This window comes from Caldivirga maquilingensis IC-167 (genome assembly GCF_000018305.1).
In the GTDB taxonomy this organism is placed as follows: Archaea; Thermoproteota; Thermoprotei; order Thermoproteales; family Thermocladiaceae; genus Caldivirga; species Caldivirga maquilingensis.
In genome coordinates, this window is record NC_009954.1 from 951,406 (window position 1) to 967,872 (window position 16,467).

Here is a 16,467-nt window from a genome sequence, read left to right on the forward strand (position 1 = left end):
TTTTAAACTTTGTGAATTAACGCATAATCCCTACACTCAACGTAAAGGCGCGGGTAGGGTTAAAGGAGCTTTCTAACCTTAATTTCTTGTATTAAGAATGCGTTGTGATTTGGGAAAGATTAATATACCGATTTCGGTTCTCTAAATATATGAGAAGAGACGCCGTTGCAACCCTTGTGATTGGATTAATTGCCCTATGGCTTCTCACATCATCAATAAGGATTATGACACTACCAGTATCCTCAAGTCCCCAGGGTGGTGGAGGTGGGTTAAAGGCCCCAGGCATAAGTATACCAGTAATCAACATTACGGTGCCTCATGGTAAGTCACCGAGCATTAGGTTACCTAGCTTAACGTTACCCTCAGTACCCATACCCATGGTTATAATTGAGTTACCCTTACCCAATATGACTGGTAAAGCCCCCTTAATCAACATTTCACTGCCTCATCAAGCATCATCAAGTCAATTTAACGGTACAGGTACGGGTAAGGGACAGGGGTCAGGTAGTGGTAGTTCCCCTCAACAACAGAGGGTTAGTATGCCTCAAATACCCACTGCGGTAATTCTAGTGATTTTAATAGTGGTGATGGTGGCGTCATCAGTCCTCGCAATCACCTCAATGAGGGGCAGAGGCAGTAGGGGTGGGGTTGAGGAAAGTGAGGGTGAGGGGGTGGTTAGGCTTACGGCGCCTCAAGCTCCCATCATTAAGGCGGCTAATGAATCATCCACGGTAACTGAGGTGAAGCTCCTAAGCAATGAGAGAGTGGAAGCGTTTAGAGGTTGGGGTGGTGGCCATTTACTTAAGCTTAATATACCGCCCGACTTACCCTTAATCTGGGGTATTAATGAACCCTTAACCTATGAGGCAGTGGGTAACGTCACTGTTAAGCCTGGTTCAGGACTGGTAATTAACGGTTCCCAGATCACCGCGTCCTCAGAGGGGTGTTATGAGATTACTGGGGAATTAGGGGGAGAGAGTGAGCGCCTTGTCATTAGGTTCACCGACTACTCTAGGGATGTTGAGAATCTCTTTAAGCTTAACGTATTAGCTAACTTAAAGAATCCCAGTAACCTAACCCCCAGGGAGGCCGTGGTTAAGTTGAGTGAGGACGGTGTAGTTAAGAGTAAGGCCGATGCATTGAAAATGATTAGAATCTTTGAGAGCGTTTACTATGGTAAGAGGACGGTTAGTAGGAGGGATTACGAGAGCTACCTTAGGTATTTATCTAGTTCACATAATGACCCTAAGGTGATTACCTGTGGTTAGTGCCTCAACTGGGTCATTAAGTAGGTACGTGGTTTACTACGTAATATTAATTATTATTACTGCAGTGTTAATGCTACTTACGTCAGTGGGCTTATATATATTATTCATTTTCTCAATACCTATAGCTGGTTCACTGGCGTTAATGCTGCTTAGCGACTTAAGAAACATGAGGGGTAGGCCTTGGTTCAGGGGGAGGCAGGCTAATGATGCAGCGTACGTTACATTAACATTACTAATGTCCCTAGGCCTCTTCCTAGTGATACCTAGTTATGAGGCTAAGGTTGCCTTAAGTTCATTAATACTATTGGTCTCCGCAGTGATGATTAATAGGCTTGGCTCCAGCCTATCGCTTACAAGCATTAATATCGGTGACTTCCTTAAGAAACTCTCAATCTCAATAGCCTTATTCTCATTATCAGCATTAATGGGGTTAGCCTACAGGCCCCTAATGTACCCGTTCCTAACATCATCCTTAGCAGCCCTAGTATTATCATCAACAGCATTAATTAATGCCCAGCCAGGTAAAGGTGCTGGTAACGCTGTACTTTACCTTAGGAATTCCTACGGTAGTATTGTGGCTGCCTTCTTCGGCTTAGGGGTGTTCTACATGGTGTTGGCTATCCCTAAGTCCCCGATACTCAATGTCTACGTATTAGCAGTATCAATACTATTAACCCTGGCTCTTGTAGCCTACATAAGCTACAGGGCGTATGTGGCTGTCTCTAGGGATATTGAGAAAATAGTGGAGGAGGTTTATGAGGCTCATAAAAGGGAGGTTAAGGTTATTCAAGTGCCTGAACTTAAGTACTTTAATGATGCTGTTGAGGATTTCATTAAGTATGGTCGTAAGGATAAGCTGATCGCGTACCTATCATACATGATGGCTAGTGGTGGTTTTGAGTACAATGAGGTTATTGACGTATTATCAAGCCTATTCAACTACCAGTATTCACCCGATAAACTCTATGATAGGTTCAGCGTTGAGGAGGAAATCACTAGGAGGATTAATGCGTTAAATGATGTGTTAAGCAGTATGACTCAGTATGAGCAGACTAAGAGCACTTACCAAATTTACGGCCAAGCATCGGCTCAGCAGTAATGTAATATTCATGATTATTAGGTAAGAGACGTGTTATTTCTTTACCCATGCATCATGGCTTCCATGAATCATGCTTAAGAATAGGAATCAGACCCCTATAGTAGTTTAAATACTGCCACATGAAAATACCTTTATTAATATGCCTTAAAGCTCTAGCACGTGGATTTAAAGACGGCGTTTGAGAAGGCGGGGAGCATAATTGATGAAGTGTTGAAATTCTACGTTGGTGATAGTGAGGTAATTTCTAAGATAATAGCAGCGGCCTTGGCTGGTGGCCACATACTTATTGAGGATTACCCAGGTATAGGTAAGACATTCCTAGCTAAGCTTGTGGCCAGGCTTCTCGGTATTGATTTCAACAGGATTCAATTCACCCCGGATCTACTTCCAAGTGATATCGTTGGTACTAAGGTTTGGAGACAGGATAAGGGTTATTTCGAAACCATAAGGGGCCCCATCTTCGCTAACCTAATACTGGCTGATGAGATTAATAGGGCTCCACCTAAGACTCAGGCCGGTTTACTTGAGGCTATGGAGGAGGGGCAGGTAACCATTGAGGGTGAAACCATTAAGCTTCCTCAACCCTTCATAGTTATAGCAACCCAGAACCCTATTGAACTCGAGGGAACATACCCGCTCCCTGAGGCTCAATTAGACAGGTTCATGATTAGGATAAGCCTAGGTTACCCTGGTGATGAGATTGAGTTGCTTAAGAGGAGGATTAGTTGGCGTACGGATGATCCAACGGTGTACGTTAAGCCCATTACTAATGCAGGTGAATTAATTGAGATTAGGCAGTACTTAGAGTCCTCAATCACTGTTAGTGATGAGGTGTTAGGCTACATTTCCAGTTTCAGGGCTATTAGGAAGGATCCAAGGGTTCTAGCTGGTCCAAGCCCAAGGGGCTTAATATCATTAATGAGGATGAGTAAGGCAATGGCGTTACTTGAGGGTAGGGATTACGTAATACCTGATGATGTTAAGAGGGTTGCCGTTGATGTTCTTGGGCATAGGATTGTGCTTAAACCTGAGGTAACCCTTGAGGGTGTGAGGGGGGAGTCCATTGTGACTGAGTACTTAAGTAAGCTACCTGTACCGAAGTGAGCCAGGGATGGTTAAGGAATCCTCAAAGACAATAATAATGCTGAGCACCTTATCAATGGCCACTGCGGCAGTGGCATTACTATCAACGGTTAAGCCACTAATTATTGGTGTCGCCTTCCCCTTAATACTAGCCTCCCTAGCCTTAATGATTGAGAATAAGCCACGCATTAATGCTGTCATTGAGGTTAATCCAGGGAGAATATACGTTAACGATGATGTTGAAGTAAACGTAAGGGTTAAGGTAACCGGGGGTTACGGCATAATCACAATTAGAGCTCCCCCTAGGCCAGGTAGTATTGAGGCTGAGGGCTTTGAGTTGGTTGACGGTAAGAACGTTCACGTTGTTTTTAAGGGGCTTAGGGATGTTGAGAAGACCTTTAAGTATAGGCTTAGGGCTGTTAGGAGGGGTCGTTACGAGTTAAGGATTATTGACTACACTTACCATGATTTACTTGGGTTAACAGCACCCATTGAGGGTTACGTGGATGTTTCAGCCCCAGTGGAGGTGATGCCTAGGGTTAAGTTAATAACCAGGGCCACAGGTATAATTAAGCCAAGGGAGGCTTTCCCAAGGACCCCATTATCGAGGCTTGGTCCATACTCCACTGAATTCAGATCCGTTAGGGAATACGTGTTAGGTGACCCCTATAGGTTCATTAATTGGAAGGCAACAGCCAGATCCCCTAACGGTAACCTGATGGTTAATGAGTATGAGAGGGAGGGGTTGAGGACGATATTATTTATTCTTGATTCAGGAAGATGGATGAGGTACGGTACATGGGAGGAGAATCCCCTTGAGTACGGTATATTACTAATATTATCATTATCCAGGCTACTGCTTAGGTATAACTATAACGTGGGCCTATGGACCACAATGGGTAGGGTTTACCCAAGTTCAGGTATGGGTCATTACTATAAGATTCAAAGGGCATTAATGGGTATTGAGGCTAAGCCGGCAGCCTACATAAATGACCCAACCCTGAGGGTTATAGTTAATGAAACAAGGCCGCTGGTAATAATGGTGACCAGTGTTAATAATGATAATGTGAATTGGTTAAGCGGTTTCCTAAAGTCATTACCCACATACGGTATTCTGCTTGATATAATACCCCACAGCATAATCATGAAGATGAACCTACCTGATATTAAGTGCGCTAAGGCATTGGCGTTGGATAGGGTGAGGCTGTATAGGTTAATGCCAAGTAGATTCAGGATACTTTCCTGGGACCCAGTCTGCGATGGGATTGGGCCAATTACAGTGAAGGTATTATCAAACATAGGGTGGAGCGTATGAGGATTCAGTTAAGCCTCATATCAATAATACTACCCCTAATCCCCTACGTGGTGGTATTCCTCTACGGTGACTCAACGGCCAAGGTCATTTCACTGGTCTTCATGGGCCTATCAGTGGTTATTGGTGTATTAGGCGTCATTAGGGGTAATCCTCTTGCTGAATCATTAGTGTCAGTGGTATTCATTTCACTGGTCTCAATACTATCATCAGGTTACTTAGTTTACTCAACGCACACTTACCTACTTTACATTAATCCAATTGGATTAACGATACTTGGTTACTCCATTGGTTTTGTTGAATTAGCCATAGTTTCATCCATGATGCTTAGAATGTATAATAGACTATACGGTGAGTTAACGGGTAAAGGTTATACTGAGGATGAGGTGAAGAGTGAGTTAAGTGAATTCACTAAGAATGTAATCACTGTCTCGGCAATAGTACTCGTGATTTCAATAATCATTTACCTACTGATTAGTTCAGTGACGGTAAGCATTATTGACCCTGTGACTGCACTTGTAGTATTCCTCATAATTTACATTATACTGCTTAGGTATGTAATCAGGGTTAACCCAGCTGGGTAACGTAAGTGTTTTAAAAGTCCTTACACTTAAAGCTCAATGCAATACTCAGACCTAGATAAGATACTTTACTCAATTAGGGTTGCGATAACCTTAACAATACCTGACCTGCTTGCTATAATATCGGCATCAGTGGTTTTAGGCCTATTAACCGGCATATACGCTAAGGCTGGTTCAATAGACTTCATAACAATGGTAATATACGCAGCCTTCATGCTTGCAACAAGCCTGTGGCCATCATTAATAATAGCCCTAACCTACACCCCCGTAATACTACTAATATACAGGGGGTTCAGTGAATTAGATGCTGCAGTTAAATTAAAGTGGGGGAGGATTGGCTCACTCATACTCACTGCCGCCTACCTACTGTGGGTGCTTAACTCAATCCTGGTTACTGTAACTCAGCCCATCTTTCAACCGATAGCCTCAATAGAGTCGCTTATTAACCGTATACCGAGGGGTTCATTCCTAGTCATTATGCCGGTCTACGTTTCTGTAATAATGGCTGCAGCCATGGTTGCTGGTGTAGTAGGCGTATTAATGTGCTCTTATTCACTAATTAAGGTGGGTAGACTAATTGGTAGTGCTAAAACAGTGAGGAATGCCTCAATAATAATAACAATCAGTATTGTGGTTGGGATAATGCCCATGGTGGGTGTTATACTGTTGATAATAGGATTATATTTAATGCTACGTGGACTTAAGGTAATGATCTAAGGCACTAAAACCTGCCTAGCGGTTACCCTCGCATACCTGAGGTTGTCAAGTGCCTCATTAGCCTCCTCAAGCCTCATTACCTTAGTAACAAGGGGCCTTATCTTACCACTGTCAGCAAGCCTCATGACACTCATGAAGTCACTTAGGTTACCTGTTAAACTACCCATTATTTGAATCTCCCTTTGCGTAATATAGGGTGCGTGGTAAGTTAAGTCACCACCATATAGGCCTAGGATAATGTACCTGCCCAGTTTATCTAATGCATCAATATACGTGCCTAAGGTTTCATTAGAACCCACTGTATCAACAATGACATTAACCCCCCTACCGCCTGTAATTTTCCTAACCTCTTCAACAACATTACCCCTACCGTTAATTACGTAATCAGCCCCAGCTCGCTCAATCTCCTTAAGCGCCTCATCCCTAACATCAATACCAATGACTATAGCCCCCATTACCTTAGCTATCTGAATAGCCATGGTTCCCAACCCACCACCAGCACCTATTACTGCAACATACTCAGACGGCTTAACCTGAGCCTTCCTAACCAGGGCCCTATAGGGTGTTAAGCCAGCGCAGGGTAATGGGGATGCGTTAACGGTGTCAAGGTTCCTTAACACGTAAAGGTACCTATAGTGCGGTATTAGCACGTACTCAGCGAAGCCACCATCAATGTTCTCACCAATCTTAATCGGGTGCTCGCACAACTGCTCCTCACCCAGTTTACAGTAGTGGCAGGTTCCATCACCTATCCATGGGTCAACAGCAACCCTATCCCCCTCCTTAACCCCCTCCACATCATCCCCAACAGCAGCCACAGTACCGGCTATCTCATGACCAGGGGTTACTGGTATTCTTAAACCAAGGGCCTTCACATCAATCCTACCAAACCTACCATCCACGAAGTGAACAACACTATGGCATACACCAGCACCCTCAACCTTAATTAAAACCTCAGTACCCTTAGGTTTAGGTATTGGAACCTCCTGGAGTTTAAGAGGCTTACCAAACTCCACAAGCCTCATTGCACGCATAAAATCAGGCATACTAGTAATAGGGTATTACATTTAAAAGCATTAATTACTAACTAGTATCAATATGTTTAAACATAATCTTAATGCTGGATAACGTAAAAGGCTATGAATCATCCTTAAGTGAAGTATAGGTTTAGTTTTAGTGTTCATAATCACATTAAGTTAACCGTGGCATTCACCTGCGTTTAAGTAGTGTTATCTTGGCTTCACTAAGACCGAACGGTCTTAACACGTAGTCATCAGTCCAATCACTGCCAATGACCATGAATGATTCAGGCCTTACATACGTTAAATCACCCTTATCATGTAATGGACCCAGTACATTACCCAACGTACCCACTAGGGTTACCTTAATCTTATTTTCACCAGGCCTTATGAAGCGTGTTATGTTGATTTCACCGGTACTGTTTATTAGGAATCCGGCGTCTGAATCGTTTATACTGACAAGGGCTAATGCAGCATTGAATCTTAAAATCAAGTGAGCATCATCGAACTGGTCAGGTATTCTAAAGCTCCTCGTTAACTCAACTGAACCGCCGTAAAATGGGTAGCCTTGTCTCGTTAAATCACCTAACTTAACTGTTTCTGGTTCCCACCCTGATAATGATGATTGAGCCCTTGGCCTTAACTCGACTGTGAAGTCGCCGAGGATGTATATTGGGTTAATAGTATATGGCTCTAAGCCAACCCTACCACTAATAACAATTTCATTAACCCCCTCCTTAATTAATTCTGATATATCATACATCTTGAAGTTCCAGTCAAGCCATTGACCAATGGGCTTACTTAAATCAATGCCGGTACCATTAACTGAGACCGCGTTTAATAATTCAGTACCCTCAATAACTAATTTAACAATACCCTTAGGTTTACTTAATACGTTAAATGTGAATTTAAGAGTGTACCTGGAGCCAAAGCCCATGTTGATAAGTTCGCTTGCAATCCTTGGGATCGGCATTAATCCACTCCATGAACCATCACTACGCATTAACATTGCATAATCCAGAACTAGTACATTTGGGTTGAGTCTATGTATAACCCAGCCATCACTTAACTCAATCTCGCTAACCTTAACATAGTTAATACTCTGCTCAATTATTGGTTTACCTGGTTTAAGTATGAGTAGTTTTGAATCAACTGGGTTAAGGTTAACCCTAATCCACGTCCACCTATCCCTTAATGAGGCTGGGTAGTCACTGATACTGCCTTTTAACGGATCCCATTCCTCAACCTTAAATGAACCCTTTAAACCAACCTCAACCTCATGCCCCTTAACCCTACTTGTATTAACAATGAATACAACTAATGAATCCCCAATCTCCCTAACATGCGTCAGTACATCACCATCACTGTCACTTGGACTATTAACAATAATACTCCTCTCAACGCTGGCTAAGGCTTCATTAAGCTTACCCACATCATCAATAACCTTAACTCTACTGAGGAATTCATTAATACTAGGCGTCTCCACGCCATCAATCATTGCTGGGAGTGGTTTAATGGCTATTACTAATCCACCATTATTAATAAAATCACTGAGGAGTTTAATTGTGCTTGAGGCTAGTGTTATGCTTGGAGGTATCACAACCACCCTATACCCCACCCTACCCACCTTGAGTAAACTACCTTCAACTGCAGCATGCTTAGCCATTATTAACTCATCACCAAGCTCGAAATCCACATGCATTCTCGTGAACTCCCTAAGAATCCTCATGAATGATTCATTAATAGCAGCAGCCTCAGACTCATTAACCGGCGTGTAGGTTGCCCAAACACTGCCAATTGGGTGTAGGATTAATACATCCACTAACCTAACCCCCTGTGATAGTACGTAACTAAGCCTAGCGAAGTAATCCTCAATAATCCTATTATACCGCCACCATGGTTGACTCCAATGTATTGTTAAACCGTAATCATGCTTCCTCCTACCCCTCAGGGAGTAGGGGATTAGGTGGTGGTTGAGTAGGTTAATGCCTAGGGCGTATAGGAAGTCCCCAATCCACTTCCTATCCTCGAATGTTGGGTGATGCCCAGTGGCACCGTAGGTTTCACTGAGAACCCTCCCCTTACCCAATTGATCAGCAACACTAGCCACCTGTTTAGCCGTTAGGAGCATATCCCATATCCTTAAGCCTAAGTGATCCATGCCGGGAATATGCATGTACTCGTAGTGAGGCATAACAGCACCAACGGTTAATTGGGAGAGGAGTGTATCCTCACCAAGGTAATGACCAGTGAACCTTAAACCATTAGCATCACACCACTGGTAAATCCTCCTACTATAAGACTCAACGAAAAGCATGGTCACAGTCCTCCAGTAATCATACCTAGTCTTAGTGAAGGAACCCATGTTGAAGAATAATTCAGGTAACTTATCAACAATATCATAACCATTAACCCCCTTAAAATAATCAGGGAAATTACTCGTCCAGGGTATTGCGTATGTTGAGTATAGTGAATGCCTTAGGGGTACTTGCCTCCTCGGTGGTCTTGATTCATTTAAATTGGGTTCATCTGTGAATATGCCGGGCACTACGTTACCTATATGTTCCTTAAGCTCCCTAACGTATGGTTCATAGGCAGTTCTTATGAATTCATCAGTGACCCTTGGATTAAGTAGATCAACGTAATTGAATCCATTAAACCTAAAGTTACTTGATGGCGCGGTGTACTCAATGAAGTTTAAGTAAATGTAACCATCCAACGCCTCACTACTACTAACCCTAACACAATCACTGGGCAATAAGTCATTACTCAAACTGCACCTGAACGACGCCACTGTTTCAGGGCCCACTAGAGCCATGTTGTGTATGAACAGTATAAGGGCCTTAGCCCTATACTCAGGTCCGAGGGCTGGTACATGACCACCGGCGAAGCCTGAGGGCCACCTATCCTCATCGTAAAGCCAAACCTTGACCCCAATCCTAGCAGCCTCCTCAACAACGGCCTTAAGTGCCTTAAACCATTCATTGCTTAGGAATGGTGTTAGTAAACCCTCCCTAGCATGAAAAAACACACCACCAAAGCCAGCATCCTTAATCAACCTAATCTGCCTAATCAACTCATCAACATTAAGCCTATCATTAATAGACCAAAAAGGAACACCCCTAAACTCAATGGATGGGTTAATGAAATACTCGACACTTAGTTCATTAGGCATTGAGAGCAAGGATCCGTGAAATATAAGTCACTTACTGTTATCAGTATTAAATTAAAAGTTAACTCGATTATACACTGGTGATTGCAAGCGATACTGAATACTGTACATAGTTTGAATGCATGTTTAAAAGACTGTTAAATTATAAATTATATGTGAGGCCCTTAATTACTATCACAACAGCGGTAGTGATGGTAATAGCATTAGTTGCTGTATTCGCCTTCACTTTAATCAATCATGGGGTGAAGCATGAGGTTAATTCGCAATACACCTACATTATAATGGAGTATAAGCCCTTCTTCCCATCATACGGCACCACCAGCGAGGCTACACCTATTACTGCACTATGGAGTAATAAGACGGCAATAGTAGTTCAAGACGCGCTTTGGTTAAGTTGGGCTGGTGTGGATGCGATCCTCATTGATTGGTCACCGGTATTAGGTGTTAATTATTCCTCTTAGTATTAGGGTTAGTAGCTTGTATATTCCCCTCCTTATTTCATAATTCACAGTGGTGGTGGATAATCCTAATGTGTCCGCGACCTTACTTAACGTGGTTCTCCTTGGTTCACTTAGGTATCCTAATTCATACGCCGTCTTCAATACTTTTAACTCACCCTTGCTTAGGAATGGGGTTAATTTACTGTGGATGGTCATGTATATTAATTCATCAGCGTTAATACGCCTGGTTCTCATATCCTTAACCTCACCACCCATTGTTAAGTATTGCTTAAGCCTCTTAACCTCACTTGAACTTGGTAATGCGAATCCCCAATTCTCCACGCCATTAATTATAGTGTCCTTAACCTCAATACCACCTAGCCTATAGGCCCTAAACCTAGTGGAATTATCTAACTTAACCCTTATGATAATGCTAACCCTCTTAGGGTACCCTGTGTTTAATGGTGTCACTTTAATAACCTCCTTAACATTACCATCACTTCTAATAATATTCAGTATGCCCCTAAGCGTTGCCTTATCATTAACCCTAAGTATAGCGAACTCTAGGGCGTACTTCCCAGTTTCATTAATGTATGATTCAACAACATTGTAACTGAATTCATAGCCACTGGCCTTATACGTCCAATCAACCTTATGAACATAATCAAACTCAACATAAGTGAATCCACGACTAATATCAAGGTAATTAACCTGCATTATTAACATAAACACTAGAATACTTAATAAGCATTACTTCAAAAATCATTAAGTAAACATGAATTACTCAACATAATTTAATGACACCATAGGTAATTCAAGTTAATAAATAAGCTAAATCAACAAAACACAAATAATATCTACCAAGAATAAGTGGAGTGGGGAATTGGTGAAGATTTATGTTGTTTCGTTCTTTTCAATAACATTAGGTAACCTTCTTAGGTAATCCCTTATTATTAAGTAGGTGTCCTCTCCCCCTATTATGCCTCCTTTAGTTACAATGATCTTACCATCAAGTAAACCTCCCCTAATTAAGCCTACACCAACAAGGGGCATTACTTCACCTATTGACTCTAGGTAATTGGCCTTAGATACATTAATCAGTAAATTAGCAGTCTCACCACCACTCACCACTAATGCGTCAAATTGAGCTGCCTGTTTTATGAAATCTTCATTTAAGTAATCCTTATCCTTCATTAGATCGAAGCTAATTATTACATTATCATAACTTGATAAATCAGTTGAATCCCTGATGTTAATAACCCTAATACCGTTCCTCTTAGCCCTCTCAATCTGCCTAATGGTATTCTCATGCGTACTGCCAATTATGAAGCATACTCTCTCAACCCTATTAATAGTATGTTTACTTAACTTCCCTTTAACATAAAGTCCGGCGACTTGAGCATTTAATGGCCCTGGATCCACTGCAGTGAAGCCATTATCATGTATTACCTGGGCTATTTCAGCAATATCACTCATTGTTCTTGAATCAACAATCACCACGCCTTTTAGATTACTGGCATTAGCCTTAAGCCCCCTAATACTCGTAACCATAGCCCTAATACCGCCAAGTCTCTCAAGTATACTTACCTTGGAGTCGCCTAAAATAGTGAAACCACCCTCAGTGAACCTACCGTACTCGGGTATTGTGTCTGTGATAACCATTGTTCGCTTAAGTAGTGGCCTCAACTCAGGCCCAATATTACCCCTTAATGCACTATCAATTCTCTTCCCAATTATGAATCCATTATACTCAGCGTAACTGATAACCGACTTAACCCTACTCTCAGCAATATCTGGCTCAATAAGCCTACTTTCAGTGTTAACGACAACGCATTCAGCATCACCTGGGATCAGCTTAATTAGCCTATGGTTAATAACTATGACACTGCAGTGTTTACTCATCATACCGGCAACACCATTAGCACCAGTTAAGTCATCTGAAATAACCATGAACCTAACCATCACCGGTGTAGTTACGTTAAGGGTTTAAACCCTTAATACCATAAGCCTATGAATCACCACTTCATCAACATAACACGTATAGTTATGGCTCTCTCCCTCAAACCTTTTAAGCCAGGTTTTATAATGAGTGCTCGCTTACTGGTTAGGGCTTAAATTCATCAGTATCATAATGATGAGACTTTAAGCACGTTGCACAAGGATTAAGGTTTTAAATACAGGGGAGTTTAATTAGTGGAATGTCTGAGCTTAAGGAATTACTTTGGGTGGAGCGTTTTAGGCCTGTTAGGCTTGTGGATTTGGTTGATCAGGAGGGTGTTAAGGTTGGTTTGATGGAGTTTGTTAGGCGTGGTGACTTGCCTCACCTACTCTTCTATGGTCCTCCAGGTGTTGGTAAGACTACTGCTGCCTTGGCTTTGGCTAGGGAGCTTTACGGTGATTCATGGCGTAGTAGTGTTCTTGAGCTTAATGCCAGTGATGAGAGGGGTATTGATGTTATTAGGGAGAAGGTTAAGGAATTCGCTAGAACAATACCCACCGGCCCAGTACCGTTTAAACTAGTAATCCTTGATGAGGCTGATAACATGACTAGTGATGCCCAGCAAGCCTTGAGGAGGATTATGGAGATGTACGCATCAACAACAAGATTCATACTACTAGCCAACTACATAAGCGGAATAATAGAACCAATACAATCCAGGTGCGCAATATTCAGATTCAACCCACTACCAAAGGAGGCAGTAATAGAGAGGCTTAGGCAAATAGCCAAGGAAACTGGAGTAGAGGTAACTGAGGATGGGTTAGAGGCAATATGGGAGGTGAGCCAAGGAGACATGAGAAAAGCAATAAACACACTACAAACAACAACCACAACAAACAAAAAAGTGGATAGGGAGGCTGTGTATAGGGTTGTTGGTAGGGTTGAGTTTAAGGTTGTTGATGAGTTCATTGAGAGCGCCTTAAGTGGTAGGTTTGAGGACTCCCGTAAGTTGCTTAGGAACATAATGTACACGTACGGTGTGTCCGGTGTTGAGTTGCTTAAGTATATTGAGGATGAACTACTCATTAATGATAAGTTTAAGCTACCTGTTGATGCGAAGGTTGAGGTCAGTGAGCTTGTGGCTGATATTGATAATAGGCTTGTAACAGGTAGTGATGAGGAGATTCAATTAACAGCATTAATAGCTAAACTAGCCCTCATAGGCTCTAAGTATGGTTTAAGGACCGTGAAGGAGCCTGAATCCAAGCCAAGTGAGAAGCCTGTTAAGAGAGGGTTACGTAAATGAGTACACGTAGGTTACCTTGGTTTGAGAAGTATAGGCCAAGGAGCCTCAAGGATATTGTTAACCAGGAGGAGGTTAAGAAGACTATGGAGGATTGGATAAGTAAATGGTTAAGTGGGAAGGAGAAGAGGGCTATATTGCTTTCAGGCCCACCTGGCACTGGTAAGACAACTATGGTTCATGCGCTGGCGTATGATTATGGGTTAGAGTTGTATGAAATGAATGCCAGTGATGTTAGGACAGCCTCAAGGATTAGGGAGACTATTGGTAAGGCGTTAACCCAGGGTTCATTATTCGGCTTCAGGGGTAAGCTTGTGCTCTTTGATGAAGTCGACGGTATTAACGTGAGGGCTGATCAAGGAGGCATATATGAGATAGTTGATATTGTTAAGGAGGCCAAGGTCCCAATAGCCATGACGGCCAATGACCCATGGGATCCTAAGCTTAGGCCCCTTAGGGATATTTGCGTTGTTGTTCAGGTTAAGCCGCTTAAGAATAGGGATATTATTGAGATGCTTAGACGCATATGCAATGCGGAGAAGGTTAAGTGCGAGGAGGATGCCTTAAGGCTTATTGCAGAGTCGTCAATGGGTGACATGAGGTCGGCTATAAATGACCTACAGACTGTTGCTGAAACAGGCCCAGTAACTAGGGAGAGGGTTTCATTATTGAGTAGTAGGGCTCACCAGTACGATATGTTTAGGATGGTTGACATGGTGCTTAAGGCTAATACCGTAGCATCGGCTACTGGGGTAACTAGGTTGCCTAGTTTTGATTGGGAAAGCTTCCTACTTTGGCTTGTTGAAAATGCGGCTGTGGCCTACTCATCGTCACTAGTAGCCATGAGTGATGCTTATGATAACTTATCCAGGGCTGACGTACTTAGAGGCATTATGAATAATAGGCAGGAGTGGGAGTTAATGCCTTACGTGCTTGAATTAATGACCAGTGGGGTTGCTTTAGTTAGGGATAAGCCTAAGTTACCATTCTTCATAAGGGGTATGAGGTTCCCTGAGAAGATTAGGTTATTAGCTAGGACTAAGGAGATTAGGGATACTAGGGATCATATCATGCATATGCTTAGGGTTCAGCTTCATGAATCAACATCAGTCATAATAAGGGATTACCTACCTTTAATAAGAACATTAATTGAGAATAATGGTAAGGTTATTGAAGTACTAGCCAAGTCACTGGGTGTATCCGAGAGATCCATTAAACTTATTATAAGTCCTGAAACCGTTGAAGAACAGGAGTAAACTATGGTTAAGTATTCAATATATGAGACGTACAGTGCAATAATACCCGTATATGAGAGGACGAGTAAGGCAATAACCCTTGGGTTAATAGGTAAATGGAGGAGAAAGACCATTAACCTAGGCCTTAAGGCTCTTAATGATTCAGGTAATGAACTCAGCGTTCTTGATGCTGGTTCAGGCCCAGGAAATATGACGGTTGAGTTAATTAAAAGTGGAGTTAAACTAAGGCGCGTTGTGTTGCTGGATCAATCAGTGGCAATGCTGAACACTGCCCCAAACCTTAATTACATTGACAAGGTCTGCGGCTCCTTTGAGCACATGCCCTTTAGGGACTCTGTTTTTAACATGATCATAATGGGTTTCTCACTCCATACCGCAAATGACTTAAGGAGAACCTACTGTGAAATATCCAGGATACTTAATGATAATGGTGTATTAGCCAGTGTAAGCATTGGTAAGCCCATTAATCCCATTTACCGCGCCTTAGGCTGGCTATACACTGTTGCCGCAATACCATTAATAACCCTTGTATTTGCTGGACCAAGGTATGTCTCGTATTTTTATGACATACATAACATATATGTTCAATTACCACCTAATAATGTGTTTAGAAGCATGGCTAATGGTTGTTTAAGGCTTATTCAATATAGGGATGAAGTCCTTGGTTTAGCTAACATCATTATAATGAGGAAGTGGAATCATGGTTAACGTAATTCTAGCCACAACTAAGCCAAGGAACAGTAGGATTGCAAAAGACCTGGAGGATTACCTCATCGTTAAGTTAGGTAATGTTAAGGTTACTAAGTCACGTTTCAGTGGTCTACTCGTAATAGAGACTGAGCTTGACCCTACATTGGTTTCTAGGGTTATTTTAAGGAGTCCATTTGCGGGTACAGTACTGTTTAGGATTGTTCCAATTATTGAACACATCAATGGGTTAAACCTAGAGGATTTAGTTAACTGGGTGCTGCGTAGGATTAACCAATGCGGTGACCAGAGACTATTAGTTAGATGTAGGGCTAGGGGTCATGGGGTTAGTGACTCAGGTTGTGAGCTTGAGTTGGCTAGAATGCTTAAGGAAAGGGGTATTAATGTTGGTGTTAAGTCGCCTGGTTGCCTACTGTTAATTGAATGTTGGGAACAAGGATGCGGTGTTCTTATGGATAAAATTGACTTAATTAAAGAGTATGCGCTTATAAATATAAAGTAATGAAGTAAATTAACCGTTTATTATATAGGTAAGTGCTAAGGGAATTAAAGTTTTAGAGTATTAGAGAA

The 16,467-nt window shown here is 42.1% G+C and carries 15 protein-coding genes; 11 read left to right on the top strand and 4 right to left on the bottom strand.

Features of this window, described 5'->3' with window-relative positions; all coding sequences use genetic code 11:
- Nucleotides 1-149 precede the first annotated feature (149 nt).
- The 6 genes from CMAQ_RS04640 (at nt 150) to CMAQ_RS04665 (ending at nt 6,060) form a co-directional block, all read left to right on the top strand.
- Nucleotides 150-1,268: a hypothetical protein gene (locus CMAQ_RS04640; protein ID WP_012185960.1), complete on the top strand. Its 1,119-nt coding sequence runs from the start codon at nt 150-152 to the stop codon at nt 1,266-1,268.
- The gene (locus CMAQ_RS04645) at nt 1,261-2,367 is read left to right on the top strand and encodes a hypothetical protein (protein ID WP_012185961.1); all 1,107 of its coding nucleotides are present in this window, start codon (nt 1,261-1,263) and stop codon (nt 2,365-2,367) included. The genes CMAQ_RS04640 and CMAQ_RS04645 overlap by 8 nt, the downstream gene beginning before the upstream one ends.
- A 159-nt stretch (nt 2,368-2,526) precedes the next feature.
- Nucleotides 2,527-3,471, top strand: coding sequence for an AAA family ATPase (locus CMAQ_RS04650; protein WP_012185962.1), 945 nt, complete (start codon nt 2,527-2,529; stop codon nt 3,469-3,471).
- 7 nt (nt 3,472-3,478) lie between these two features.
- Nucleotides 3,479-4,765 (top strand): DUF58 domain-containing protein, encoded by a 1,287-nt coding sequence (locus CMAQ_RS04655; RefSeq protein WP_012185963.1) that lies wholly within the window; start codon nt 3,479-3,481, stop codon nt 4,763-4,765.
- Nucleotides 4,762-5,346 carry a hypothetical protein gene (locus CMAQ_RS04660; RefSeq protein WP_012185964.1) on the top strand — a complete coding sequence of 195 codons (585 nt, stop codon included), beginning with the start codon at nt 4,762-4,764 and terminating at the stop codon, nt 5,344-5,346. Before CMAQ_RS04655 ends, CMAQ_RS04660 begins: the two co-directional genes overlap by 4 nt.
- A 36-nt stretch (nt 5,347-5,382) precedes the next feature.
- Nucleotides 5,383-6,060, top strand: a complete 678-nt coding sequence (locus tag CMAQ_RS04665) for a hypothetical protein (RefSeq protein WP_012185965.1) — start codon at nt 5,383-5,385, stop codon at nt 6,058-6,060.
- Here the strand turns inward: CMAQ_RS04665 and CMAQ_RS04670 are convergent.
- Complete coding sequence (locus CMAQ_RS04670; protein ID WP_048062944.1) at nt 6,057-7,094, bottom strand: NAD(P)-dependent alcohol dehydrogenase; 1,038 nt, start codon at nt 7,092-7,094, stop codon at nt 6,057-6,059. The two genes, CMAQ_RS04665 and CMAQ_RS04670, sit on opposite strands and share 4 nt — an antisense overlap.
- Before the next feature lie 175 nt (nt 7,095-7,269).
- Complete coding sequence (locus CMAQ_RS04675) at nt 7,270-10,254, bottom strand: glycosyl hydrolase (RefSeq protein ID WP_012185967.1); 2,985 nt, start codon at nt 10,252-10,254, stop codon at nt 7,270-7,272.
- A gap of 152 nt (nt 10,255-10,406) precedes the next feature.
- On the opposite strand from CMAQ_RS04675, the gene CMAQ_RS04680 reads away from it, so the two are divergent.
- Nucleotides 10,407-10,712, top strand: coding sequence for a hypothetical protein (locus CMAQ_RS04680; protein WP_048062680.1), 306 nt, complete (start codon nt 10,407-10,409; stop codon nt 10,710-10,712).
- Here the strand turns inward: CMAQ_RS04680 and CMAQ_RS04685 are convergent.
- Nucleotides 10,689-11,408 carry a helix-turn-helix domain-containing protein gene (locus CMAQ_RS04685; RefSeq protein ID WP_198002089.1) on the bottom strand — a complete coding sequence of 240 codons (720 nt, stop codon included), beginning with the start codon at nt 11,406-11,408 and terminating at the stop codon, nt 10,689-10,691. The genes CMAQ_RS04680 and CMAQ_RS04685 overlap by 24 nt on opposite strands.
- Nucleotides 11,409-11,585: 177 nt before the next feature.
- Nucleotides 11,586-12,653, bottom strand: coding sequence for a four-carbon acid sugar kinase family protein (locus CMAQ_RS04690; RefSeq protein ID WP_012185970.1), 1,068 nt, complete (start codon nt 12,651-12,653; stop codon nt 11,586-11,588).
- Between the two features lie 236 nt (nt 12,654-12,889).
- Here CMAQ_RS04690 and CMAQ_RS04695 point away from each other — a divergent pair, with 236 nt between their 5' ends.
- Genes CMAQ_RS04695 through CMAQ_RS04710 form a run of 4 tightly spaced genes read left to right on the top strand, consistent with a single transcriptional unit; the run spans nt 12,890 to nt 16,399 of the window.
- Nucleotides 12,890-13,936 (top strand): replication factor C small subunit, encoded by a 1,047-nt coding sequence (locus CMAQ_RS04695; RefSeq protein ID WP_012185971.1) that lies wholly within the window; start codon nt 12,890-12,892, stop codon nt 13,934-13,936.
- Complete coding sequence (locus tag CMAQ_RS04700) at nt 13,933-15,189, top strand: replication factor C large subunit (RefSeq protein ID WP_012185972.1); 1,257 nt, start codon at nt 13,933-13,935, stop codon at nt 15,187-15,189. The genes CMAQ_RS04695 and CMAQ_RS04700 overlap by 4 nt, the downstream gene beginning before the upstream one ends.
- Nucleotides 15,190-15,192: 3 nt before the next feature.
- Nucleotides 15,193-15,897 (top strand): class I SAM-dependent methyltransferase, encoded by a 705-nt coding sequence (locus CMAQ_RS04705; RefSeq protein WP_012185973.1) that lies wholly within the window; start codon nt 15,193-15,195, stop codon nt 15,895-15,897.
- A complete protein-coding gene (locus tag CMAQ_RS04710) occupies nt 15,890-16,399 on the top strand; it encodes a hypothetical protein (RefSeq protein WP_012185974.1) in 510 nt (169 codons plus the stop codon). The genes CMAQ_RS04705 and CMAQ_RS04710 overlap by 8 nt, the downstream gene beginning before the upstream one ends.
- The last annotated feature ends 68 nt before the right edge of the window (nt 16,400-16,467 follow it).